The sequence below is a fragment of the Alterinioella sp. B-7 genome (genome assembly GCF_056857775.1).
On sequence record NZ_JBSXNT010000039.1, the window covers coordinates 833,646 to 858,315 of the forward strand.

The following is a 24,670-nucleotide window of genomic DNA, read 5'->3' on the forward strand; positions in this document are numbered from 1 at the left end:
CTTCGAGGGGTCCGGGGACGAGGTCATCGGGTGCTTTCGCGGATCAGGCTTGCGCAGACCCTAATGCGGTCAGGAGGCAAAGGCAAAGCGGGGCCGCCCGCGACGGGGCGGCCCGGTTCTTCAAAGGCTGGCGGACAGTTTTGCCACGATCGCATCGCCCATCTGGCCGGTGCTGATCGGGGTCGCGCCATCCTCGCCCAACAGGTCGGCGGTGCGCAACCCGTCGGCCAGCACACCCTCGACCGCCTGTTCCAGCCGGGTCGCCTCGTCGCCCTGGTCGAAGCTGTAGCGCAGCGCCATGGCAAAGCTGAGGATGCAGGCGATCGGGTTGGCCTTGCCTTGCCCCGCTATGTCGGGGGCCGAGCCGTGGACGGGCTCGTAAAGCGCCTTGGGCCGACCGTTCTCCATCGGCGCGCCGAGGCTGGCCGAGGGCAACATGCCCAGGCTGCCGGTCAGCATCGCGGCCAGATCCGACAGCAGGTCGCCGAAGAGGTTATCGGTCACGATCACGTCGAACTGCTTGGGCCAGCGGGTCAACTGCATCGCGCCCGCATCGGCATACATGTGGCTCAACTCCACGTCGCTGTATTCGGCCTGATGCACCTCGGTCACGACATCGCGCCACAGGATGCCCGATTCCATCACGTTGGCCTTCTCCATCGAGCAGAGCTTGCCCGACCGCTTGCGCGCCAGTTCGAAGGCTGACCGCGCGACGCGGGCGATCTCGCTTTCCGTGTAGCGCTGCGTGTTGATCCCGACGCGCTCGTTGCCTTCCTTGAAGATGCCGCGCGGTTCGCCGAAATAGACGCCCGAGGTCAGCTCGCGCACGATCATGATGTCGAGGCCCGCGACCACATCCTTCTTGAGCGAGGAGAAATCGGCCAGCGCGTCGAAGCACTGCGCGGGGCGCAGGTTGGAGAAGAGGTCCATCTCCTTGCGCAGGCGCAACAACCCGCGTTCGGGCTTCACGCTGAAATCCAGGCTGTCGTATTTCGGCCCGCCCACGGCACCAAGCAGCACCGCATCGGCGGCCTGCGCGCGCGCCATCGTCTCATCGGTCAGCGGCGTGCCATGGGCGTCATAGGCGGCCCCGCCGACAAGATCCTCGCTGACATCGAATGCGAGGTCGCGGTTGGCGCCGAACCAGTCGATGATCTTGCGAACTTCGGTCATGACCTCGGGGCCGATCCCGTCACCGGGCAGGATAAGAAGCGATGGCGTGCTCATGGGAATTTCCGTGCTTGAATTGCGTTGTCCTTCCGCTACCCCTTGCGCCGGTCAGGGTCAAGAAACCAGCGGGGCCAGGCCGGTTGTCAGCGCCTGCCAGACAGCCGCGACGCGGGGGGTGTGGCGGGTGGCGGCATGGGCGGTGATCCAGACCGGCAGCGCGGGCAGGGGGGCGTCGGGCAGGACCGGCACGACGCGCGGCTCGGCTTCGCCCACCACGCGCTGCGCGATCCCGATGCCGCAGCCCGCGCAGGTCATTTCCCAACAGGCGACCTGGTCGTCACAACGGATCGGGAACCAGTCGCGGGTCACCTCCAGCCCCGCGGCGCGAAAGCCCCGGACGATGCGGTCGTCACGGTCATAGCCGATCACATCGTGATCCAGGATCTCGGTGAAACCCTGCGGCGTCCCCTTGCGGGACAGGTAACCGCGCGCGGCGTAAAGCCCGAGCGGAAGGTCGCCCAGGTGCCGGGTCACCATCTCCAACTGTTCCGGGCGATACATGCGCAGTGCGATATCGGCCTCGTGAAACAGCAGGTTCTCGGAGCGGTCCGAGGGGACCAGTTCGATCTCGATCTCCGGGTGGTCTTGACGCAGGCGGGCCAGGATCGGGGGCAGCAGGTAGACCGCAACATAGACGCTGGCGGTCAGCCGAACGGGTCCGGCGGTGCGGGTGTCACGGCCCGCGGCGGCCAGTTCCATCGCCTGCGCCGCTGCGCGCATGGCCTCGGCCTGCGGGCGCAGGGCAAGACCCAGGTCGGTCAGGTCGAAGCCGCGCGGGCTGCGGGTGAAAAGGGCGTTGCCCGTCGTCTCCTCCAGCGCGCGGATGTGCCGCCCGAGCGTCGGCTGGCTGAGCCCGAGCGCCCGCGCCGCCGCCGAGAGCGAGCCGGTTTCCGCCACCGCCAGAAAGGCACGGATGTGGGTCCAGTCGAGGGAGGTGGGGCGATTGTCCATTCGAAAATGAATATCATATGATGAATTTTGGGCAATAGTTTCAATGAATGTGCATGGGGTAGGTTCTGGGGCAACAAATCTGAAAGGAGCTAACCGATGTCACAATCCGTCTTGATCCTTGGCGCCACGGGCCGCATGGGCCGCCACACCGCGCTGGCCTTTGACGCGGCGGGCTGGCGCGTGCGTCGTTTCCGGCGTGGCGATGACCTGACGGCTGCGGCCATGGGCGTCGACGTGATCGTCAACGCCTGGAACCCGCCCTACAGCAAGTGGCGCGCCGAGGTGCCGGGGCAGACCCGCGCGGTGATCGCGGCAGCAAAAGCGTCGGGTGCTGCGGTGATCCTGCCCGGCAATATCTATGTCTACGGCCCCGACATGCCGGAGGTGATCGGGCCGGGCGTGCCGCATCGGGCGGAGCATCCGCTTGGCCGTATCCGGCGCGAGATGGAGGAAAGCTACCGCGCTTCGGGCGTGCGGACCATTGTGCTGCGGGCGGGGGATTTCATCGACGATGCCGCCTCGGGCAACTGGTTCGACATTGTGATCGCCAAGCGGGTGGCGCAGGGCGTGCTGACCTATCCCGGCAGGTCCGACATCCCCCATGCCTGGGCGTGGCTGCCGGATGTGGCGCGCGCGATGGTGGGCCTGGCCGAGCGGCGCGAGAGCTTGCCGGGGTTCACCGACCTGGCCTTCGCGGGCACCACGCTGACGGGCACTGACCTTGCGCGCGCCTGCGCGAAGGCCATTGGCCGTCCGGTTCGGGTCAAGCGGATGGGCTATTTTCCGCTGCACCTTGCGCGCCCTTTCTGGCCCGAGGCGAAGCATCTTTTGGAAATGCGCTACCTCTGGACCACCCCGCATCGGCTGGATGGGACGGAGCTGGACCGGCTGTTGCCCGATCGGCAGGAGACGCCCTTGGCCTCAGTGCTCGCCCGCGCCCTGCAACTCGACATCCAGCCAGACCAGCCGGTGACGCGAGGCCCCGTTGCCGTCTGAGCCGCCGAGGATGGCATGGTCCGGGCTATCGGGATCGGGCCAGAAGACGCCCGCGTCCTGCACCTCCAGATCGGCGGAGGGCAGGATGTAGCTGACGCGCAGGTTGCCGGGATCGGGGTCGGAGAAATCGGCGGTTTCGGAGCCGCCCGCCGCGCCGGTCGCGGCCGGGTCTTGCAGCGCGGGATGTGACAGCATCGTCATCAGAGTCCCGCGCCGCGCGTCGCCATTGACCGGATCGGCGTTGAGAACACCCATCAGGGCAAAAGGCGGCCCCACCGCGCCGCTTTCGATCCGCCATTGCCAGAAGCGCAACTCATCCTCGTTGCGGCGGCCATTGCGATCCTCGGGGCCGTCGAAGACAGGCGGTGTGGCGTGGGTGGTCAGGAGGCGAAGCACCTGGCCCTCGACCTCCACCGGCACCTCCCAGGCGGCGACCGAGGCGAGGCGCTGGACCGCCAGCACCTCGGCGTTCAACACATCGGCCGCGTGGCCACCCGGCAGATCGCGCCAGAGGAACGCGGAGTGATCGACGACACCGGCCCCGATGGGATAGCGCGACAGCAGCGCCATGCCACCCGCGCCGTTGAACCGGCCATAGCCCTGCGCATCCCGCGCCTCGCCCGAACGGCCATTGCCATCGAGGTCCAGCCCCGTCGGTTGACCCGTATTGGGGCGCAGCGCGAGACGAAAGGGATAGGGGCTGCCAGCCTCGGCCAACTGGTCCGCCAGGGCGGCCAGTGCGTGCCCCTCGGCGTCATAGTCGATGCCCTGCAGCAGCAAGATGTCGGGGTCGAGATGCGCGATGACGGCGACGACAGCGTCGATCTGGTCATCCTCGCCGCGCAGGATATCGCGCAGCAGTCGGCCGGGGCCGTCGCGGGACAATTCGGTCTGGTAGGTGGCGATGCGGACGGGATCGGCGACCAGCGGGCCGGCCAGCAGAAGGAGCAGCAGCAGCCAGATCAGACCGGCTGCAAGCCGCCCTGCATATCCATCTGCCGCGTCAGGTAACGCCGCCGCGCCGTTACCATTGCCGCCACCCGCGCCATCGCCATGCCGCGCATGAAGAGCGAGACGGGAAGGAAGCTCCATAACGTGACCACCCAGACAAGCGTTTGCGGCGAGGTCGAGACCGACAGCCCAAGCTGCCGGATGCCGAGCGACGCCAGGATCGGCATCAAGAATGGCAGGACGAAGCCTAAGATAATGTTAATCCGGCTGTCACGGGTCAGCCGCACCACCACGTCGCCGCCGACGGTCGGGTCGAAGGTCGGCAGGTTGACCCAGACATTGAACTTGGCCTTGCGGTTGGGCCAGCCATGCACCCGCATCAGCACCGCGAAGATGCTGAGCGTGACGAGGCCGATCAGGAAGCTCAGCCCGCCCATGGTGCGCAGCCGGGTCAGCTCGGCGGGCGAGATATCGTCCTGCAACAGCGTGCCGAGCAGGTTGATCGGGCTGTAGGGAAAGTCAATCGCGTGGGCCACGACAAGGCCGGTCGCGTTGACGATCAGGGCCAGGGTCTGCGGCGCCTCGGCCCCGGTGGCGGCGATGGACAGCGCGAAGAGCGTGATGAACAGGCTGACCGCGCGCACCCGGTTGAAGGGCGGGGCATCGCGAAACTCGATCAGGCCGGGATAGGTCGAGGCATATTCGGAGAAGGTGAAGAACGCGCAAAAGAGGGCCACCAGTGCAACCACCTGCGCCGATTCCGGCGTTGCCCCCGGTAGGAGCAAGGACGGCGTGGAGATGACGATAACAACCAAAATCGCCCGCACCACAGCGCTTGCAAGCTGTGCGATCACTGCCCAAAACCCTCAACCTGGACGGACCCTTGTTTTTGCAGGCCCTTGGTCCACGTTCTTGTCCGATTTGCCATCGGATTGCCTCAATTGCCACGATCTTGCCCACATTCATGTCGTTTCGCAACCCTCTGACTTGGTTGAGGATTCGAGGCTGCGGATTTTGCGGGGGAAACTGTCGCCGGTTTGACACAGTCGCCAAAAGAAATAGCCCCCCGGCGGGGCCGAGGGGCTATATCTTGTGTTTCTGACGGATCAGACCCAGGGGCGGGCCTGTGCGGCCTCGGCCTCGAACGCGTCGATCGCGGCGGATTTTTCCAGGGTCAGGCCGATATCGTCCAAGCCGTTCATCAGGCAATGCTTGCGGAAGGCGTCGACCTCGAACGAGACCGATCCGCCATCGGGTCCGGTGATGGTCTGGCTTTCCAGATCGACGGTCACGACGGCATTGGCCCCGCGCTCGGCGTCATCCATCAGCATGTCGACCTGGTCCTGCGGCAGCACGATGGGCAGGATGCCGTTCTTGAAGCAGTTGTTGTAGAAAATGTCGGCGAAGGAGGGCGCGATGACGCAGCGGATGCCGAAATCGAGGAGCGCCCAGGGGGCGTGCTCACGGCTTGAACCGCAGCCGAAATTGTCGCCCGCGACCAGGATCTGCGCGTTGCGATAGGCGGGCTTGTTCAGCACGAAATCGGGGATCTCGTTGCCGTTGTCGTCATAGCGCATCTCGTCGAAGAGGTTCACGCCAAGCCCCGAGCGCTTGATCGTCTTCAGGAACTGCTTGGGGATGATCATGTCGGTATCGACATTGATCTGCGGCATCGGGGCGGCGATGCCGGTGAGCGTGGTGAAACTGTCCATCTGATGGCACCTCCTTCGGGTTCGCAATGTGGCATAGCGGCAATGGGGGGGCGATACAAGACGGGTGCGGTGCGTGCGGCGTGGGGTCGGCGCGCAAGCGCGCCGACCGGTTGGGGGACCAGTCCCCCAAACCCCCTGGGATATTTTCGGAACAAAGAAGGGATCAGGGGGCGGGGACCGCGAAGGTGAGCGAGGCCCAGAGGGAATGCCAGACAGGGTCGCCGGGGCTGTCCTGTTCCAGCGGCAGCAGGGTGACGTTGTCGGCAAGGTAGACATGGCCGGGCTCAACCGGCAGCACGGCGCGGCCCTCGGCATCGGTGCGGTGCAGGGTGACGGTCACCTCGCCGTCGGGGTCGCGGTCGAACAGTTCTACCTGCACATCGGCGCGCGGTTCGCCCTCCAGCAGGACCAGCACCGGAAAGCCGTCGCTGAGGTCGTCGGTATAGGGGTTTGCCAGCGCCACGATCTCGGTCCGCAGCCCGTATTCGCGATCCGCGCCCGCGCCCGAGCCAACGGCGATCAGGCTCTTGGCGTGGCGGCTGTAGCTTTCCCGAAAGCCCTCCCTCGGCAGGCCACGGGCGTCGTGCATCGTCTCGACATCGCCGAAATCCTTGTGTGCGGCAAAGCGCAGGAACCCGGCCCATTCGTCATAGGTCAGGCGGTTGTCCGAGGTTTCGTGCAGGATCACGGCCAGCCCCTCCGCGGCCCCGTCGAATTGCAGCGCCGGGTTGTCGCCAAGCCGTCCGTCGACCTCGGTGACCGCGTCGCCCTGCGCGACGTCGAAGCGGATGAAGTTGCGCGGCAGGTAGGAATAGGACGGGCCCTCGAAACTTTCGCCCACCCGCAGCCGTGCCTCCAACGGGTCGCCGGGCGCGACTTGAAACGCCAGCGGTTCGATCCAGAACTCATGCGACGCGGCAGGCAATGCTGGCAGCGCGAGGACAAATGCGGCACAGATGGAACGGAGTGTAACAGACATGAGAATTTCCAATATGTTTCCCTTTAACTTGGCCCGGATCTCGGCGCTGTCAATTCTTCTTTTCGTGAGTGCTGCCCCCGGTGCGCGGTCCCATGAGATCGACCCCGGTATCTCGGACGTGGCCGTGAGCGCCGAGGAGGTGGTGATCGAATTGCGCATGGCGGTCGAATCCATCCTCGCGGATATAGACCTGAGCGAAGTCACCGAAACCACCGAGGCGCCCGAGGAAGGCGCCTATGACCGGTTCCGCGCGATGGAGCCGCAAGTGCTGGCCGAGGAGATGCGGGCCTTCTGGCCGCAGATGGCCGATAACCTCATGATCGTGGTGGATGGCCAGCGGCTAACGCCCGAGTTCGTCGGGATCGAGGTGCCGGAGGTCGGGAATTTCGACCTGGCCCGCACCTCCACGCTCACCTTCCGCGCCGATCTGCCCGAAGGCGATGCGCCGGTGCAATTCGGGTGGGCCGAAGAATATGGCGAACTGGTCGTGCGGCAGGCGGATGCGGGCGAGGATGCCTATGCCGGGTTCCTGGCGGGCGGCGAGTTGAGCGAACCGCTGCCGCGTGGCGAGATCGCGACCGAGGGTGCGGGCGCGGTGTTCCTGCGCTACATCGTGGTGGGGTTCGAACATATCGTCCCCAAGGGCCTGGATCACATCCTCTTTGTCCTCGGTCTCTTCTTCTTCTCACTGCACTTGCGGCCCATCCTGTTTCAGGTCACCGCATTCACCCTGGCGCACACGATCACGCTGGCGCTGGCCAGCCTCGAGATTATCAGCGTCCCGGCCTCGGTCGTGGAACCGCTGATCGCGCTGTCCATCGTCTATGTCGGCGTCGAGAACGTGCTTGGCTTCGGCTCGCTCAGGTCGCGCACGGCGCTGGTCTTTGCTTTCGGCCTGCTGCACGGGCTTGGTTTCGCCAGCGTGCTTGGCGATGTCGGGATTGATCCGACGCGTTTCATCACGGCCCTTGTCGGGTTCAATATCGGGGTGGAGTTCGGACAGCTTGCGGTGATCTTCGCGGCCTTCCTGCTGGTGGGATACTGGTTCGGGCGGAAGGATTGGTATCGCGCCCGTATCGCGGTGCCGGCCTCGCTGTTCATTGCGCTGATCGGCGCTTGGTGGAGCGTCGAGCGCGTGTTTCTCTAGGCGCGTCCGTCCACCTGTGGCAGGCTGCGGCTGAACCGAATTTGGGGAGGCCGCATGACCGTATTCACAAGCCCGCATGGGGATATCGCCCTGCGCGATCAGACCATTACCGAGCGTGTGCTGGAAGGGGTGCGGACGCGTCTGGATGCCCCCGTCCTGATCGAGGGGCTGACGGGGCGCGAGATCACCGGCGCGCAACTGGTCGATGCGATCCAGCGGCTGGCGGGCGGCCTCAAGGCGCGCGGGATCGGGCCGGGCAAGGTGATCGGGGTGATGGCCCCCAACATCCCCGAGTTTGTCAGCACCTTTCACGGTATCGTTTTTGCCGGGGCGACCGTGACCACGATCAACCCGACCTACACGGCGGAGGAGCTGCGCCACCAACTGCAGGATGCGGGGGCCGATCTGCTGATCACCATCCCTGCGACGCTGGATGTGGCACGGGAGGGGATCAAGGGCACGGGTGTGTCCGAACTGGTGGTGATCGGCGAGGCCGAGGGCGCCACCCCGCTGGCCGATCTGATGGGCGCGCCTCTGGCCGCGCAGGTGCCGGTCGATCTGGACACGCATAGCGCGGTGCTGCCCTATTCCTCGGGCACGACCGGCCTGCCCAAGGGGGTGATGCTGAGCCACCGCAACCTCGTCGTGAATACCGATCAGTTTCTCGGTGTGGTGAAGATCCAGCCCGGCGAGATCACGCCCGCCTTCCTGCCGTTCTTCCACATCTACGGGCTGGAGGTGCTGGTAAATGTCTACCTTGCCGCCGGGGCGCGCCTTGCCACCATGCCGCGCTTTGATCTGGAGCTGTTCCTGGCGCTGATCCAGAAGCACAAGGCGGAGCGGGTCTTCATCGTGCCACCGGTCGCCATCGCGCTGGCCAAGCATCCTCTGGTGGACAGGTTCGACCTGTCCTCGCTGCAACAGATCAACTCCGCCGCTGCCCCGATGGGGGCCGATCTGGGGAATGCCATGCACAAGCGGCTTGGCCGCACGGTGACGCAGGCCTATGGCATGACCGAGCTTAGCCCCGGCAGCCATGTCATGTCGCCCGATGCGCCGCGCGACGGGGCGGTCGGGCAGGCCATCGCGGGCACGCTCAGCCGGATCGTGGACCCGGAGACGCGCAAGAACCTGGGGCCGAACGCGGAAGGCGAGCTTTGGGTCAAGGGCCCGCAGGTCATGCGCGGCTACCTGAACAATGCCAAGGCGACGGCGGAGAGCATTGTCGAGGATGGCTGGCTGCGCACCGGCGATATCGCGATGATCGACGATGACGGCTACCTCTTCATCCGCGACCGGCTGAAGGAGGTGATCAAGGTCAAGGGCTTCCAGGTCGCGCCCGCGGAGCTTGAGGCGCGGCTGCTGGATCACCCCGAGATCGCGGATGCGGGCGTGATCGGCGCGCCCGATGACGAGGCGGGCGAGGTGCCGGTGGCCTTCGTGCAGCGCGCGCAGGGGTCCAGGCTGAAACGCTCCGAGATCAAGGCGCATGTCGCCAAAACGCTGGCCCATTACAAGCATCTGGACCGGGTGATCTTTGTCGACGAAGTGCCGAAATCGGCCTCGGGCAAGATCCTGCGGCGGCTCTTGCGCGACCGTCTGGCCTCAGGACAGGACGGCCGATAGCCCCAGGAAGATCAGCCCCGACATGGTCGCGGCGGCGGGCACGGTGATCACCCAGGCCGCGATGATGGTCAGGAAATGCGACCGGCGCACCAGCTTGCGGCGGCGGCGTTCCTCGGCGGCGATCCGCTTGGGCTTGGCCGCGCCGAACTTGCGGCTGCGCCGCTCCGCGTGCCATTCGCGGAAGAACCCGACGCCGAAGACCGCGCCCACGGCGATATGGGTGGAACTGACGGGCAGGCCCAACCAGCTGGCGATGATCACGGTGATCGCCGCCGACAGCGCCACGCAATAGGCGCGCATCGGATTGAGCTTTGTGATCTGGCTGCCGACCATGCGGATCAGTTTCGGCCCGAACAGGACCAGGCCGAAGGAGATGCCGAAGGCGCCGATGATCATCACCCAGTTGGGGATCGAGACGCTGCCCGCGAACTCGCCGAACTGGTCGGCATGGACGATGGCCGCCAGCGGCCCGACCGCATTGGCCACGTCATTGGCCCCATGCGCGAAGGACAGCAGTGCCGCGGAAAACACCAGAGGCACCGAGAACAGGGTCTTGAGCGACCGGTTGCGGTTCTCCATCCCCTCGGATTGCCGCCGGATCATCGGGGCGGAAATGGCATAGGAGACCGCGCCGATCACCACGCCGATCACCAGCGCGGTGCCGAGGTCGATCGAGACGATCCGCTTGAGGCCCTTCATCGCCAGGTAGGTGGCAAAGACGCCCGCCATGATCCCGATCAGCACCGGCACCCACCGGCGGGCGGCGGCGATCTTGTCGTCCTGGTAGATGATATGGGCCTTGATGAAGGCCAGGAACGCGGCAGCGACGACACCGCCAAGCAGGGGCGAGATCACCCAGGAGGCCGCGATCGCCCCCATCGTGGCCCAGTTCACCGCGGCAAAGCCCGCCGCCGCAATGCCTGCGCCCATGACACCTCCCACCACCGCGTGCGTGGTCGAGACCGGCGCGCCGACCCAGGTCGCCAGGTTGACCCACAGTGCCGAGGACATGAGTGCGGCCATCATCGCCCAGATGAAGACCTGCGTGTCGGCCACGCTTTCGGGGTCGATGATGCCCTTGGAGATGGTCGAGACCACGTCGCCCCCCGCCAGCAGCGCGCCCGCGCTTTCGAAGAGCGCCGCGATCACGATGGCGCCCCCCATGGTCAGCGCATTGGCCCCGACCGCCGGCCCCATGTTGTTGGCAACGTCATTGGCGCCGATATTGATCGCCATATAGGACCCCAACACGGCGGCGGCGATGATGATGGGCGAGGGTGTCTGGGTGCCCAGGAAGATGGTGACGGCGATCCCCACGATCACCACGAAGGCGAGCGCGATGCCAAGCCCGACCATGGGGCGCGAGACATATTGCGTCGCGTATTCCAACTGGCTGATGCGCCCCAGATCCTTGTCCAGGGTGCGCCATTGGTTGTTCAGGGGATCTTGCGCCATCGGCTGCTTCGCGACTGGCCGCGCCGATGGCGACCGGTCCTCCAGTTGAGTCAGTTCCGGCAGGGCCTAGAGGGCGCAGCCGCCAAGATCAACTTTTGTCGGCCTTCGCCTCGGCAAATTCCGCGAGAATGTCCTTGAGGCCACGCTCCTCGACCATGCCGATGGCGGTGTTGATGCTGACCCAGGTCGGATCGCGCTGATCGGATTCGGGGAAATCGGGCTGCGTCTCGCGCACCTCGATCGGGTAGACATGCGTCTCGCAGCGCATTTCGGCCCCGTGATCGTCGCGCTTGACGGTCTGGAAATGCCCAAGCGCGCGCTTCGCGGGTTTGCCATCGCTGACGCCGCCCTCTTCCCAGGCCTCCTGCAACGCGGTCTCCGCCCCGCCAAGCCCCTCGATGGGCCAGCCCTTGGGCAGGATCCAGCGCCCGCGCGAGGAGCGGACAAGCAGAACCTCCAGCCCGTCGGGGCCGGTGCGATGGCACAGACCGGCCAGTTGAACGAGCGAGGGTCTGCGGAATAGCGGTGAAATCAGCTCCCGCCATGCGGAGCGTGCATAGTTTGTCATTTTTCTTATCCTGCCGCGATGTGTTTTTTGTTATCCGTTTGTTCTAACGGATAATTTGGGGAAATGCAATTCTGGCAATGGTTTCGGGGTCAGGAGCGATCCCGCAAGGCAAGCCCGTAGGCGACCGCGCCGATGCCGTTCGAGATCAGCTCCACCGCCAGCACGATCCCCAGAAGGGCCGTTGCCGCCTGCTGGAAATTGGCCAATACCGCGATGCCGATCAGGACCGACAGCGCGCCCGACAGCAGCAAGACCCAGTAGATGCGGCTGTTGCGGGCACCCCAGGCCAGGGCAAGCCGCAACAGGCCCGAGACGGTGAAGACGATGCCAAGCAGGAAGGTCAGCGTGACCAGCCCGGCCAGCGGATCGGCGACCAGCGACACGCCGATCACCAGCACCAGCAGCCCCCAGAGCCCGAGCCCGAGCCGTAGGCCGAAATCGCCCTCGGACCGGAAGGCCGCGTAAAGCTGGACCACGCCCGCGATCAGGAAGATCCAGCCGACCAGCAATTCGACCGCAAGAGAGGCCGCGAAGGGATTGGCCAGCGCCAGCCCCCCGCCCGCGATCAGCAAAAGCCCGATGACGATCCAGCTGCCCCAGTTGCCCATGCCCTCGCCCCTCTGCCGCAGGGTGGGTGGTTCCGGGCCCCAGGGGCCGGGATCACCCACCGCAAACTCACATCATCTCACGCACATCCGTCAGCTTGCCGGTCACCGCCGCCGCCGCCGCCATGCCGGGGCTCATCAGGTGGGTGCGTCCGCCCCGGCCCTGGCGGCCCTCGAAATTGCGGTTCGAGGTGGCCGCGCAGCGTTCGCCGGGGGCCAGTTGGTCGGGGTTCATCGCGAGGCACATGGAGCAACCCGCAAGGCGCCATTCGAACCCGGCCTCCTTGAAGATATCGGCCAGCCCTTCCTCTTCGGCCTGCGCCCGGACAAGGCCTGAGCCCGGCACGACCATGGCGCGCAGACCCTCCTTGATCTTCTTGCCCTTCAGGATTTCGGCCGCCGCGCGCAGATCCTCGATCCGGCCATTGGTGCAGGAGCCGATGAAGACCGTGTCGATCTCCACATCGCTCAGCTTCTGGCCCGGTTTCAGGCCCATATAGTCCAGCGACCGCTTGACCGCGTCGACCTTGCCGCCCTTGAAGCTGGCGGGGTCCGGCACATCGGCGGTGATCGGCAGAACGTCTTCGGGGCTGGTGCCCCAGGTCACGACCGGCGCGATATCGGCGGCGTCGATGGTGACCACCTTGTCCCACTGCGCATCCTCGTCGGATTTCAGCGTCTTCCACCAATCCAGCGCCGCCTCCCATTGCGCGCCCTTGGGGGCATGCGGGCGGCCCTTGACGTAATCGAAGGTGGTCTCGTCCGGCGCGATCAGACCGGCGCGCGCGCCGCCCTCGATGGCCATGTTGCAGACGGTCATGCGCCCCTCCATCGAGAGGTCGCGGATCGCCTCGCCGCAATACTCGATGACATAGCCGGTGCCGCCCGCCGTGCCGGTCTTGCCGATGACGGACAGGGTGATGTCCTTGGCGGTCACGCCCGGCGCCAGCCTGCCAGTGATTTCCACCTTCATGTTCTTGCCCTTGCGCTGGATCAGCGTCTGCGTGGCCAGCACATGCTCGACCTCAGAGGTGCCGATGCCATGCGCCAGCGCGCCGAACGCCCCATGCGTGGCGGTGTGGCTGTCGCCGCAGACCACGGTCATGCCGGGCAGGGTCCAGCCCTGTTCCGGGCCGACGATATGCACGATGCCCTGGCGCACGTCCGAGACAGGGTAGTAGTGAATACCGGTCTCGCGCGCGTTGCGGTCCAGCGCCTCGACCTGGATGCGGCTTTCCTCGTTGGTGATGCCGTTCACCCGGTCCAGCGTGGTGGGCACGTTGTGGTCCGGCACGGCGATGGTCTTGTCGGGCGCGCGCACGGTGCGGCCGGTCATGCGCAGCCCCTCGAAGGCCTGCGGCGAGGTGACTTCATGCACCAGGTGGCGGTCGATATAGAGCAGGCAGGTGCCGTCCTCGGCCTCATGGGCCAGGTGGGCATCCCAGATCTTGTCGTAGAGTGTCTTGCCGGTCATTTTAGGGTCTCTCAAATCGGGTCGATGGATGGGGCGCGGGCGATGCGGGCGTCAGCCAGCCGTCAGACCCGCCGCGCTGAGACGGTGGAACCGCCAGGGCAGGCGCGTGCGGTCATCCATGTCGAAAATCCGTGTCATGCCCCGGCAGATACACCCATGGCCCCGTCGCATCAAGCGGGCTCAACGGTGCTTGCCCCCTTCCGCGCAAGCCGCCACTATGGATCGCAGCACAAGCGGATAGGTGAATGGAAGAAGAGACGACCCCACCGGGCGGCATCCTGCCCGACACATTGCAGCTGGAAGATGCCGTCGATATCGGCACCCGCCTGCTGGCCGAGGGGCAGGATCTGCTGGCCAACCTGCTCAGGCCGTGGAATTTCTACCAGATCAGCATCGCCGCGGGGCTGTTCCTGCTGGCGCATCTCCTGCGCCGCGTCCTGGGCCCCCGCATCCGCGCCTGGATGGCCTCGCGCGAGGGCTGGCCGAAATGGCGGATGCGCATCCTTGTGGTCATCCATCGTCGGCTGCGGGGCATCTTCTTCGTCCTCTTGATCTGGCCGCTCGTCTTCGGGATGCAGGAGTTCACCTGGCCAAGCCGGTCCTACCTGCTGATCATCATTGCGCAGCTGGCCACTGCCTGGCTGATCGTGACCTTCGTCACCCGGCTGATTCATTCCCCCGTCATCCGCAGCCTGCTGCGCTATGGCGCATGGGCCTATGTCACGCTGCTGATCCTCGATCTGGAGGATGACGCCGCCGCCATCCTCGACAGCATCGGCTTCAGCCTGGGCGAGTTCCGCCTGTCTCTGCTGCTGGTGTTGCAAGGCATCCTGATCGTCACCGCGCTGATGGTCGCCGCCCGGTTCCTGTCGCGCACCACCTCGTCGCGGATCCAGCGCAACGAGGATATCTCGCCCTCGATGCGGGTTCTCGTCGTCAAGGCCGTGCAGGTCGTGCTTTACGGCACCGGTCTCTATATCGGGCTCAAGGCCGTCGGCGTCGACCTGACCGGGCTGGCGTTCCTGTCGGGCGCCATCGGTGTCGGGCTTGGTTTCGGCCTGCAAAAAGTGGTCTCGAACCTCGTCTCGGGCATCATCATCCTGCTCGACAAGTCGATCAAGCCGGGCGACGTGATCTCGCTTGGCGACACGTTCGGCTGGATCGAGACGCTTGGCGCGCGCTATGCCAGCGTGGTCACCCGTGACGGCAAGGAATACCTCATCCCGAACGAGGATCTGATCACCAGCCAGGTGGTCAACTGGTCTCATTCCAACCAGTTCGTGCGGCTGGATATCAATTTCGGCACCGCCTATGCCGACGATCCCCACAAGGTGCGCAAACTGGCGATCGAGGCGGCAAGGTCGGTGGACCGGGTGTTGTCCAGCCGCGCGCCGGTCTGCCATATCGTGGGCTTCGGCGACAGCAGCGTCGATTACGTGCTGCGGTTCTGGATCCTCGATCCGACCGGCGGGCTGACCAATATCCGCGGCAACGTGTTCCTGGCGCTGTGGGACAGCTTCCAGGAGAACGGCATCTCGATCCCCTTCCCGCAGCGCGAAGTGCGCATGTTGGGCGAGGCGGCGGATGCGGAGACACCGGACGAAGCCCCTGCCGACTGACAGCCCGCACAGGCCGTGTGCGGTGCCGCCTCTTTGCCGGGGCGGGCCCGCGCGCTATCTGCGAAGGGCAATCGAAGGAAAGGGGCCGCGCGAATGACACAGGGTCATGTTCTGGGAATGTCCGGGTCGCTCAGGGCGGCATCGCTCAACACCAAGCTGATGCGCGAGGCCGTGCGCCTCTTCGACCCCGAAAAGGTCACCTATGCCGATCTGCGCCTGCCGCTCTACGATGGCGATCTGGAGGAGGAGGGCATCCCCGAGGCGGTCACGCGCCACGCCGAACAGATCGCGGCGGCGGATGCGGTGATCATCGCGGGCCCCGAATACAACAAGTCGATCTCGGGTGTTCTGAAGAACGCGCTGGACTGGGTCAGCCGGACCAGGCCGAACCCGTGGCTGGACAAGCCCGTCGCCCTGATGTCGGCCACGGGCGGGCGCGCGGGCGGCGAGCGGACGCAGTGGATCATGCGCCTGTCGCTCAACCCGTTCCGGCCCCGTCTGCTGGTCGGGCCGGAGGTTCTGGTCGGCGGGGCCGCGCGTGAGTTCGACGCCGAGGGGCGGCTGACCAATGAGCGTTACCTCAAGGCATTGCAGGACCTGATGGACGGGCTGCGGGCCGAGGCGAGGTTGGGTTAGCGGCGCGATTTCGGCAGCGACGCGGCGACCCGGAAGGTCTCGGGGATCGTATCGCGCCCCTCCAGCACCAGATCGGCCATCATCTCGGCCACCACGGGCGCCATGCCGAAGCCGATCTTGAAACCGCCATTGGCGATGAATTGACCCGGCCTGTCGGGCCAACCCCCAAGCATTGGCGCGCGCGACCGGGCGCGGGGACGCAAACCGGCCCACCTCTCCAATACCGTGATGTCACGCAGGGCAGGGACCAGCCGGATGATGCGCCCAAGGATGTCATCGAGGCCGCCATCGCAGCGGGCGGGGTCGGTGAATTCGATCTCGGTGGTCGATCCGATTGCCGTGGTCCCGTCGCCATGTGGCACGACGTGCAGCCCATCGACGAAGATCTGCGGCGCGTCCCGTGCGTCGAACTCCAGCAGCGCGGCCTGTCCCTTGACCGGAATCCCGACGCGGGCCTCCTGATCGGTATTGAGCGCCTCCAGCCCCGCGACCCCGGTGGCATGGATCACCGCGCCCTCTTCCCGCCCGTCCGGCACCACCTCCACCCCGCGCGCCTGCAGCGCGGCGGCCAGCGCCTGCGTTGCCTTGCGCGGGTGAACACGGGCCGTCAGCGTGTCGTGGATCACGAGGCCCGAGGTGGTCAGCGGCGCGAAAGGGGCGAAATCTTCGACCGGCACCACGCGCCAGTCGTATCGGCCCTGCCACAATTCTTCCGCGTTGCGCCCGCGCTCCGTCGCCAGGTCCACCGCGCCGACCGGCTGGATGCGGCCCGTGCGGGCATAGTGGGGGTCATGGCCGCCGGTCTCCCGCACCTCGGCCCAGAACATCTCGGCCCTCTCCAAACTCTCGAATTGCAGCGCCTTCTTGTCGTTCCAGCGTTCCGGCGTATGGGGGGCCAGCGCACCGACGAGGCCGCCCGAGGCCCCCGCCGCCACCCCGCCGGGGTCGATCACGCGCACCCTTGCGCCGCGCGCGACACAGGCCCATGCAATGGACAGGCCAAAGATCCCGGCCCCCCTGATCGTCACATCCACCATCGCGCCCCACTTGCCGAAGTCATGCGCAGCCTTCATAGGGCAGGATATGGAGCGGGACCAGACAGACAGCGTGATGTGGGGTGAGCAGGGCGTGCCGGTCTCGGTGCGTTTCGACGATCCCTATTACTCGCTGGAGGACGGTCTGGCCGAGACCTGCCACGTGTTCCTTGACGGCAATGACCTGCCCGCCCGATTTCAGCCGGGGTTCCACATCGCCGAGCTTGGCTTTGGCACCGGGTTGAACCTGATCGCGGCCTTGCGGGCGTGGCAGGCGGCGGGCACCCACGGCCCGCTGCGGTTTACCAGTTTCGAAGCCTTCCCGATGGCCCCCGAGGACGCCGCGCGGGCGCTGGCGGGGTTCCCCGAGGCCGTGCCTTTTGCGGATATTGTCGCCGAGGCGCTGGCCGATCCCGCGACGCCCCTGATGCGCCCTGATCTGGAGCTTCGCCTGGTCCTGGGCGACGCCCGCCAGACTCTGCCCGGTTGGGAGGGGCGCGCCGATGCGTGGTTCCTCGACGGGTTTTCGCCGGCCAAGAATCCCGAACTGTGGCAGCCCGGCCTGCTGGCCGAGGTCGGCAGGCACACGGCGCCCGCCGGCACATTCGCCACCTACACGGCGGCCGGCCATGTCCGACGCGGCCTTGTCGCTGCCGGGTTCGACGTGGCCCGCGTGCCGGGCTATGGCCGCAAGCGACACATGAGCGTGGGGCGGCTGAACGATGGGCAATGACACGCGATTGGGCATCGCCCTGATGATCGCCACGACGGCGGTGTTCGCCGCACAGGACGGGATCTCGCGCCACCTGGCGGGGGAATACAACGTCTACATGGTGGTGATGATCCGCTACTGGTTCTTCGCCCTCTTCGTCACCGCCCTGGTCGCGCGCAAACCCGGCGGGCTGCGCCGCGCCATGGCCAGCCCGCAATGGCTGCTCCAGAGCTTCCGTGCCGTGCTGCTGGTGCTGGAGATCATGGTGACGGTGCTCAGCTTCGTGCTGCTCGGCCTCGTCGAATCCCACGCCATCTTTACCTCCTACCCGCTGATCATCGCGGCGCTTTCCGGTCCCGTCCTGGGGGAAACCGTCGGCTGGCGCAGATGGGCGGCGATCGGGGTCGGCATGATCGGTATTCTGATCATTCTGCGCCCCGGCGCGGCCGTGTTCTCACTCACCGCGCTGATCCCGCTGCTGGCCGCCGCGATGTTCGCGCTTTACGGGCTGCTGACGCGGTTCGCGGCACGCAAGGATCCGGCGATGACCAGCTTCTTCTGGACCGGCACCGTGGGGGCCGTCGCCGCGACCCTGATCGGGGTCTGGTTCTGGGAGCCGATGGCACGGCCCGATTGGGGCTGGATGGGTCTTTTGTGCCTGACCGGCGCGCTTGGCCATTACCTGCTGATCAAGACCTACGAGGTGGCCGAGGCCAGCGCGGTGCAGCCCTTTGCCTATTTCCAGCTTGTCTTCGTCTCGATCCTGGCCGTGACCGTGTTCGGCGAGGTGGTGGAATGGCCCGTGATGCTCGGCGCGGCGATCGTTGTCGGGGCGGGCCTCTTCACCTTCTGGCGCGAACGGCGCGCGCGCTAACGCTGCCTGAGCAGTTGCATCAGCGTCTGGTCCGGCATCTCGCCCGACAGATGCGCGTCGTAGATCAACATGCTCTCGGTCACCCGCATCACGTAGTTGCGCGTCTCGCGGAAGGGAATTCCCTCGATCCAATCGACGATATCGACCTCCGGATCCCAGGGATTGCCGTTTTCCTCGGACCAGCGGATCGCGCGGGACGGCCCCGCGTTATAGGCCGAGGCGATGAGGACCGGGTTGGGGCCGAACTCCTCGATCAGGTAGTCGAGGTAGCCCGCACCAAGTACGGCATTATAGCCCGCATCGCTGAAGAGCCGCGATTCACTGAAACCGACATTGAGCCGCGCCGCCATCTGGCGGCCCGTGCCGGGCATCACCTGCATCAGCCCGACCGCGCCCGCGCCGCTGATGACTGCGGGATTGAACTCGGACTCGCGCCGCGCGATGGAGAGGGTCAGGCGGGCCGAAACCGGCAGGTCGGCCTCCACGAGGTCGGGATAGATCGGGTAATAGGCGCGCATGATCTCGTGCCCGTTCTGCGCCGCGCGCTTGGCGATGCGCAGCGCGATATGCGGGCTGCCAAGCTCCAGCGCCAAGTCGCCGAGGCGGCCCGCATCCTGGCGGCTGAGGCTCTCGGTCAGGTGGGTCCAGAACCGTGAGGCGAGGCCGATCTCGTCGGCCTCGAAAAGCGCCATGGCCGCCCGGAACACGTCGTCATCGACGAAATCCGAGTCCCGCCAGTTTCCGAAATCCTCCTGCCCCAGGAACGCGCGATCCGCCGCGATCCCGCCGCGTTCGGCGGCCAGCTGCCCGTAGAAACTGCTTTGATACTGCGCACCGAGCGCATATCCTAGGGCCGCCCCTTCGGCATTGCCCGCCGCCTCGTAGGTGCGCCCGATCCAGTAGCCCGCGCGTCCGACCGAGATGGGCGAGACCACGACCGCGCGGAAATTGTTGAAATGTTGCAGCGCGGTGTCGTAGCGACCGAGGCGCAGGGCGGTATAGCCCGCGATCCACTCCAGGTCGGCATAATCGGAATCGTCGTCGCCGATCTCCATGTGATGGTTGGCGGCGACGTGATAGGCGCCGTCAAGGTCACCCGACCGCATCAACTCGCGTGCCAGCTGGCGGCGGCGGTTGGACCATTCCTCGGGGTGGCCAAGCGCTTCGGCGGAGGTGGAAGTGGCATCGATCAATTCCTGCGCGCTGTCGGTCAGGCCCTCGCGCATCCGCCAGATGAACCGCTCGAAATTGAGGCCCGGATGGTCGCGCAGATCGGCGGGGACCGCCGCGACCAGGTCGTCAACGCCGCCGCGCCGCGCGCGCAGGGCCAGCCGTGCCTCGGCCAGACGTTCCCATCCGTCGCCGACGAGAGGATACATGCGGCGGGCCTGTTCGGGCTCATACTCCCACAGCAGGTGATCCAGCCGCGCCTCGTGATAGGTGGCGAGCGTTCGGGGCCAGTCGACCATGAACTGATCATGTTCGGCCTCACTGAGCGACATCGTCGTCCAGGCCCGGCGTGCTTCGGCCATGGCGGCGTCGCGCTGGTCGGTCTCCCATAGCGCGGCTGCCAGGCGTAGCGACCCGGTGCCGGTCTGCGGCTGCTCGACGTCGAAATAGGCGATCACGGTGGCGGGGTCGGTGCCTTCGGGGATGTTCTCCTCGCCGCGCTGCATCAGGTAGGGCATTCCGGGCCAATCGGCATGATCCTCGATGAACTCGATATACTCGGCAAGCTCGCCGCGCCCCTGTCGCAGGCGGGTCCATGTCACGACATGGGCGGCGGCGGGATCGTCGATCCGCGCTTGCGCGGCAGCCGCGGCGGCATAGTCGCGCGCCGATAGCGCCTCCAACGCCTCCGCCAGCGCCTCGGGCGAGGCCGTGGCGGGCAGGGGCGAGAGGCCGAGGATCAGGGCGAAAAGGATACGTCTCATTGGCACCACCTTGCAGAACACCGGCCAGAGGATAGTGCCTGGGGACTTGCTTGCAACTCACGAACTTGGCAATAGCAGCCCTGCGGTGGCAAGACCCGCGTTATTTCGCCGATCCCGGCCCAACCCTGAGATAAGGAAGCGTGTTATGTTCAAAGGCTCGATGCCCGCCCTGGTCACGCCGTTCAAGGACGGTGCAGTGGATTTCGACGCGCTGAAAAAACTTGTCGACTGGCATATCGCGGAAGGCAGCAGCGGGATCGTACCGGTCGGCACCACGGGCGAAAGCCCCACGGTCACGCATCGCGAGCATGAAGAGGTGATCCGCGCCGTGGTCGAGGCAGCGGGCGGCCGCGTTCCGGTGATGGCGGGGGCAGGGTCGAACAACACCGAGGAGGCGCTGCGCTTTGTCCAATATGCCAAGGATGTCGGCGCCGATGCCGCGCTGGTGGTGACGCCCTATTACAACAAGCCCACGCAAGCGGGCATGTGTGCCCATTTCGCCGCCGTGAACGAGGTCGGCCTGCCGATCTACATCTACAATATCCCGCCCCGGTCGGTGGTGGATATGACGCCGGAAACCATGGGAAAACTGGCGAAACTGCCCAATATCGTGGGAGTCAAGGACGCCACGGCGGATATTACCCGCGTCTCAAAGCAGCGCATCACCTGCGGCACCGATTTCGTGCAGCTGTCGGGCGAGGATGCCTCTGCCCTCGGTTTCAACGCGCATGGCGGGGTGGGGTGCATCTCCGTCACCGCCAATGTCGCGCCGCGCCTCTGCGCCGAGTTCCAGGCCGCGACGCTGGCAGGCGACTATGTCAAGGCGCTGGAATACCAGGATAAACTGATGCCGCTGCATGAGGCGATCTTCCTGGAACCGGGCGTGTCAGGTGCCAAGGCCGGGCTGGCGATGCTGGGGATGTGCCGCGAGGATGTGCGCCTGCCGCTCCTGCCGGTCTCGGATGTGACGAAAGAGGCGCTGCACATGGCCATGCGCCATGCCGGACTGATCCATTAGAGGCGCAGAATTCGGCGAAATCCACCACGCCCGTCAGGCCCCAACCGGCTTGGCGGGCGATTTTCTTGACAAGAGTGTCACCAATTCTTGACGCATGTGTCACTTTTTCAGCCGGACCGAAACAAGTGGCTATTTCCTGACGGCGCGTTAACCTTTCCGAGATTCATGCGAGGGGCTCGGGCTGCATCGCCGACCCGTTCAATGCATGCCAATACAGTTTGGCGGGCACCGCTGTTCGCGATGACGCGCATCGACATGGATGGCGACGGGACGCAGGACATGCAGATCGTGGTGGCCAAGACCGGGCTGCTGAGCGCGGATGATTTCCTGCTCTAAAGGCGTTAACTATCTTTTGACTGAAACTGGAATGAGCCTATCCTGACCGGCATGCATTTTCGCATGACAAAGGATAGCTCAATGCCCCTTACGTTCATCAACGCCGGTGCCGCGACGATCAATCTTACCAGTAATTTCGACTACCTGATGCTGCCGACCGAAACACTGGGGGTCAGCGCGGGTAACGCGATCAGCGGGCTCTCGGTCGACCGCATCGACCTTGCAATCCACGGGTTTGTCGCGGCCGGGACAGACGGGGTCCATATCGAAGGTTCCAGCGCGTCCGCGAGCAGTCGGATCTACATCGCTGAAAGCGGCACGGTTCACGCCGGACTGTCTGGAGTCGATTTGAGTACAGGCAGCTTTCGGCTGGAAAATCATGGCGAGATTACAGGTACCACTGGAGTGCGCAGCCCGTTCCCTGACACGGAAGTGCAACTTCTCAATCACGGCACCATCACCGCGTTCAGCCCGTTTGGCTCTGGTGTCGTCTTGACGTCAGGCAATCTGCGATCGGCGAATTACGGAACCATTACCGGCTATACTGCGGTGCAGATTTCTTCATACGATGTCAGCGACACGGTCAGGTTCGACAATTTCGGGTCGCTCATCGCAACAGACGCCATTGCATATTTCGGCGATAGCGACAGTTCAGATGTTTTCCGGAATTTCGGGGATGTCAACGGCGCGGTTCTTCTGGGAGATGGCAGCAACGTCTTCCACAACTCCGGCATCGTCCTTGGGGCCTACGGGGGTGGTGCCGACGAGGACATTATCCGCAACAACGGCCTCATCACCGGCGACGTGAACCTGGGCGGCGGCGCGGACACTTATCGCGGCTTTGGCGGCACGGTGACGGGGACCATCGACGGCGGGGCTGGCGACGATACGTTCTTTGTCGATCAGGTCGGCGTGGTGATAGATGGCGGCGGGGATTACGACACCGTCGTTGCGCGGGCGGATTTTGTCTCGGGCGGCGGGATCGAGCGGATCGTGCAGCGGGGGTCGGAGGGACTCGACGCGACCGGCGACGATGGTGCCAACCTGATCCAGGGCAACAAGGGCGACAACGCGCTGACGGGGCTCGACGGCAATGACACGCTGCGCGGCGACAATGGCGACGACCAGCTCCTTGGCGGCTCGGATAACGATGTGCTCTTCGGCGATGCCGGCGACGACACGCTGATGGGGCAATCCAACGACGACGTGCTGCGGGGCGGCAGCGGCAATGACGTGCTGATCGGCGGCTCTGGCCGCGACGTGATGCTCGGCGGGGCGGGGTCGGATGTCTTCGTCTTCGAGGCGGTGACCGACAGCGGCTTCGGGGCCTTGCGCGACGTGATCCGCGACTTCGAGACCGGTATCGACCGGATCGACCTGTCGGAGCTGAGCGACCCGGCCTTCACCTTCGAGGGTACCGGGGGTCTGAGCGGCACGGGGGCCAGCGTGGCCTATACCGTGAACGGGGCCGGCCATGCCATCGTGCAGATCGACGTCGATGGCGACGGAAGCGCGGACATGCAGCTGGTGGTGCAGGACACCGTCAGCCTGAGCGCGGATGATTTCCTGCTCTGATCCGCGCCGCAACTGGACAGTGGGTGGCCTGCCCCCTACATGGGGCAGGTCATGAACAAGAAAGCCTCAGACCCGAATTACAAGGTGATCGCCGAAAACCGGCGCGCGCGATATGATTATGCCATCGAGGAAGACCTCGAAGTTGGCATCATTCTGGAGGGATCCGAGGTCAAGTCGATGCGGCAGGGCGGCTCGAACATCGCCGAGAGCTATGCCGCGGTCGAGGAGGGGGAGTTGTGGCTGGTGAACTCCTATGTCGCGCCCTATGCGCAGGCCAAGACCTTCGGCCATGACGAACGCCGCCGCCGCAAGCTGCTGGTCAGCCGAAAGGAAATGACGAAGCTGTGGAACGCGACGCAAAGGCAGGGCATGACGCTGGTGCCGCTGGTCATGTATTTCAACCACCGCGGTCTGGTGAAGCTGAAGATCGGCATCGCCAAGGGCAAGAAAAACCAGGACAAGCGCGCGACCGAGGCCAAGCGGGACTGGCAGCGGCAGAAGGCGCGGCTCCTGCGCGACCGGGGCTAGCCACGCAATTCGGCCTGGTATTCGGCCGGCAGTTTCGCGGTCGCCGCCCGGCGCGTCGGTTTCGGCAACACGTCGCGATAGGCCCGCAGGAAGGCGACAAGCGCCGCCTCGTCATGCTTGCCCGCCTCGCGCAGCCATGACCCAACCGCCTTTTGCACGTAGGGGTGCGGATCGCCCGCCAGAAGCCCGGCGATGCGGAAGGTATCCTCGGTCTGGCCGAGGCGCAGGAAGGCGAAACTCGCGACGATGGCGCTGCGCCGCTGCATCGGTCGGTCCGACAGGGCGAGATCGTCAAGGACAGAGCGGTCCCGGTCGACAAGCCACTGGCCCAGAACCCTGGGCGCAGCGCGATCGACAAGATCCCAGTTGTCGATCCGGTCATGGCGGCGGATGTAGAGATCGAACAGCGCCTTTCGGTCCTCCTCCGGCAGTTTCGGCCTGGCGGCCTTGAAATCCATGATGCTCACCGCGGCCATGCGCAATTCGTAGCGCGGATCGTCCAGCAGGGGCTCGATCTCGGGGATCGGCAGATCGGTGAAGGGTTTGGCCAGCTTGAATATCAGCGGATGCGGCACGCCGATGATGACGGTGTCGGGAAGATCGCCGCTATAGAACCGGGCCACGCCAGGTATCTCGTCCGGGTCGGCAGCGGCCTTGAGCGCGGCGATGACGTCTGCATGGGTCATGGGATGTCAGCCTAGCCCGCGCCC

The 24,670-nt window shown here is 65.7% G+C and carries 23 protein-coding genes; 10 read left to right on the forward strand and 13 right to left on the reverse strand.

Features of this window, described 5'->3' with window-relative positions; translation table 11 throughout:
- Positions 1–120: 120 nt before the first annotated feature.
- The gene (leuB, locus tag AC13C7_RS19085) at positions 121–1,227 is read right to left on the reverse strand and encodes a 3-isopropylmalate dehydrogenase (protein ID WP_172319930.1); all 1,107 of its coding nucleotides are present in this window, start codon (positions 1,225–1,227) and stop codon (positions 121–123) included.
- 57 nt (positions 1,228–1,284) lie between these two features.
- Positions 1,285–2,181 carry a LysR family transcriptional regulator gene (locus AC13C7_RS19090; protein WP_482868401.1) on the reverse strand — a complete coding sequence of 299 codons (897 nt, stop codon included), beginning with the start codon at positions 2,179–2,181 and terminating at the stop codon, positions 1,285–1,287.
- A 96-nt stretch (positions 2,182–2,277) separates the two neighbouring features.
- On the opposite strand from AC13C7_RS19090, the gene AC13C7_RS19095 reads away from it, so the two are divergent.
- Complete coding sequence (locus AC13C7_RS19095; RefSeq protein WP_482868402.1) at positions 2,278–3,177, forward strand: Rossmann-fold NAD(P)-binding domain-containing protein; 900 nt, start codon at positions 2,278–2,280, stop codon at positions 3,175–3,177.
- Here the strand turns inward: AC13C7_RS19095 and AC13C7_RS19100 are convergent.
- The 4 genes from AC13C7_RS19100 to AC13C7_RS19115 all read right to left on the reverse strand — a co-directional run bounded on the left by AC13C7_RS19100 (position 3,103) and on the right by AC13C7_RS19115 (position 6,819).
- Positions 3,103–4,062, reverse strand: a complete 960-nt coding sequence (locus tag AC13C7_RS19100; protein ID WP_482868453.1) for an endonuclease/exonuclease/phosphatase family protein — start codon at positions 4,060–4,062, stop codon at positions 3,103–3,105. The two genes, AC13C7_RS19095 and AC13C7_RS19100, sit on opposite strands and share 75 nt — an antisense overlap.
- Positions 4,063–4,139: 77 nt before the next feature.
- Complete coding sequence (locus AC13C7_RS19105) at positions 4,140–4,877, reverse strand: hypothetical protein (RefSeq protein WP_446122199.1); 738 nt, start codon at positions 4,875–4,877, stop codon at positions 4,140–4,142.
- A gap of 357 nt (positions 4,878–5,234) precedes the next feature.
- Positions 5,235–5,840, reverse strand: a complete 606-nt coding sequence (leuD, locus tag AC13C7_RS19110; protein ID WP_446122200.1) for a 3-isopropylmalate dehydratase small subunit — start codon at positions 5,838–5,840, stop codon at positions 5,235–5,237.
- A 163-nt stretch (positions 5,841–6,003) separates the two neighbouring features.
- On the reverse strand, positions 6,004–6,819 hold the full coding sequence (locus AC13C7_RS19115) for a DUF4198 domain-containing protein (RefSeq protein WP_172319925.1): 816 nt from the start codon (positions 6,817–6,819) through the stop codon (positions 6,004–6,006).
- Between the two features lie 64 nt (positions 6,820–6,883).
- On the opposite strand from AC13C7_RS19115, the gene AC13C7_RS19120 reads away from it, so the two are divergent.
- The gene (locus tag AC13C7_RS19120) at positions 6,884–7,966 is read left to right on the forward strand and encodes a HupE/UreJ family protein (protein WP_482868403.1); all 1,083 of its coding nucleotides are present in this window, start codon (positions 6,884–6,886) and stop codon (positions 7,964–7,966) included.
- Between the two features lie 54 nt (positions 7,967–8,020).
- Entirely contained in the window at positions 8,021–9,592 is a 1,572-nt protein-coding gene (locus tag AC13C7_RS19125; protein WP_482868404.1) for an AMP-binding protein, read from the forward strand.
- On the opposite strand, the gene AC13C7_RS19130 is transcribed toward AC13C7_RS19125, so the two are convergent.
- The 4 genes from AC13C7_RS19130 to leuC form a co-directional block, all read right to left on the reverse strand.
- Entirely contained in the window at positions 9,572–11,047 is a 1,476-nt protein-coding gene (locus AC13C7_RS19130) for an inorganic phosphate transporter (protein ID WP_482868405.1), read from the reverse strand. The two genes, AC13C7_RS19125 and AC13C7_RS19130, sit on opposite strands and share 21 nt — an antisense overlap.
- A gap of 88 nt (positions 11,048–11,135) precedes the next feature.
- Positions 11,136–11,615 (reverse strand): NUDIX hydrolase, encoded by a 480-nt coding sequence (locus tag AC13C7_RS19135; protein WP_482868406.1) that lies wholly within the window; start codon positions 11,613–11,615, stop codon positions 11,136–11,138.
- A gap of 89 nt (positions 11,616–11,704) precedes the next feature.
- Complete coding sequence (locus AC13C7_RS19140) at positions 11,705–12,223, reverse strand: HdeD family acid-resistance protein (RefSeq protein ID WP_172319920.1); 519 nt, start codon at positions 12,221–12,223, stop codon at positions 11,705–11,707.
- Between the two features lie 67 nt (positions 12,224–12,290).
- Positions 12,291–13,694, reverse strand: coding sequence for a 3-isopropylmalate dehydratase large subunit (gene leuC / locus AC13C7_RS19145; protein WP_482868407.1), 1,404 nt, complete (start codon positions 13,692–13,694; stop codon positions 12,291–12,293).
- Between the two features lie 245 nt (positions 13,695–13,939).
- Here leuC and AC13C7_RS19150 point away from each other — a divergent pair, with 245 nt between their 5' ends.
- The gene (locus AC13C7_RS19150; RefSeq protein ID WP_172319918.1) at positions 13,940–15,313 is read left to right on the forward strand and encodes a mechanosensitive ion channel family protein; all 1,374 of its coding nucleotides are present in this window, start codon (positions 13,940–13,942) and stop codon (positions 15,311–15,313) included.
- Between the two features lie 93 nt (positions 15,314–15,406).
- Positions 15,407–15,949, forward strand: coding sequence for an NADPH-dependent FMN reductase (locus tag AC13C7_RS19155; protein WP_482868408.1), 543 nt, complete (start codon positions 15,407–15,409; stop codon positions 15,947–15,949).
- On the opposite strand, the gene AC13C7_RS19160 is transcribed toward AC13C7_RS19155, so the two are convergent.
- The gene (locus tag AC13C7_RS19160) at positions 15,946–17,022 is read right to left on the reverse strand and encodes an NAD(P)/FAD-dependent oxidoreductase (protein ID WP_482868409.1); all 1,077 of its coding nucleotides are present in this window, start codon (positions 17,020–17,022) and stop codon (positions 15,946–15,948) included. The genes AC13C7_RS19155 and AC13C7_RS19160 overlap by 4 nt on opposite strands.
- Positions 17,023–17,032: 10 nt before the next feature.
- On the opposite strand from AC13C7_RS19160, the gene mnmC2 reads away from it, so the two are divergent.
- Both mnmC2 and AC13C7_RS19170 read left to right on the forward strand, forming a co-directional pair.
- The gene (mnmC2, locus tag AC13C7_RS19165; protein WP_235952684.1) at positions 17,033–17,716 is read left to right on the forward strand and encodes a tRNA (5-methylaminomethyl-2-thiouridine)(34)-methyltransferase MnmC2; all 684 of its coding nucleotides are present in this window, start codon (positions 17,033–17,035) and stop codon (positions 17,714–17,716) included.
- Positions 17,706–18,569, forward strand: a complete 864-nt coding sequence (locus tag AC13C7_RS19170; protein ID WP_172319914.1) for a DMT family transporter — start codon at positions 17,706–17,708, stop codon at positions 18,567–18,569. The genes mnmC2 and AC13C7_RS19170 overlap by 11 nt, the downstream gene beginning before the upstream one ends.
- Here AC13C7_RS19170 and AC13C7_RS19175 read toward each other — a convergent pair.
- A complete protein-coding gene (locus AC13C7_RS19175) occupies positions 18,566–20,503 on the reverse strand; it encodes a lytic transglycosylase domain-containing protein (RefSeq protein WP_482868410.1) in 1,938 nt (645 codons plus the stop codon). The genes AC13C7_RS19170 and AC13C7_RS19175 overlap by 4 nt on opposite strands.
- Before the next feature lie 145 nt (positions 20,504–20,648).
- Between AC13C7_RS19175 and dapA the strand changes: the two genes are divergently transcribed.
- The 3 genes from dapA (at position 20,649) to smpB (ending at position 23,960) form a co-directional block, all read left to right on the forward strand.
- On the forward strand, positions 20,649–21,521 hold the full coding sequence (gene dapA, locus AC13C7_RS19180) for a 4-hydroxy-tetrahydrodipicolinate synthase (RefSeq protein WP_482868411.1): 873 nt from the start codon (positions 20,649–20,651) through the stop codon (positions 21,519–21,521).
- Positions 21,522–21,938: 417 nt separating this feature from the next.
- Entirely contained in the window at positions 21,939–23,432 is a 1,494-nt protein-coding gene (locus AC13C7_RS19185; protein WP_482868412.1) for a calcium-binding protein, read from the forward strand.
- 51 nt (positions 23,433–23,483) lie between these two features.
- The gene (smpB, locus tag AC13C7_RS19190) at positions 23,484–23,960 is read left to right on the forward strand and encodes an SsrA-binding protein SmpB (protein ID WP_172319910.1); all 477 of its coding nucleotides are present in this window, start codon (positions 23,484–23,486) and stop codon (positions 23,958–23,960) included.
- Here smpB and AC13C7_RS19195 read toward each other — a convergent pair.
- Positions 23,957–24,646 carry a DNA alkylation repair protein gene (locus tag AC13C7_RS19195; RefSeq protein ID WP_172319909.1) on the reverse strand — a complete coding sequence of 230 codons (690 nt, stop codon included), beginning with the start codon at positions 24,644–24,646 and terminating at the stop codon, positions 23,957–23,959. The two genes, smpB and AC13C7_RS19195, sit on opposite strands and share 4 nt — an antisense overlap.
- Positions 24,647–24,670: the final 24 nt, after the last annotated feature.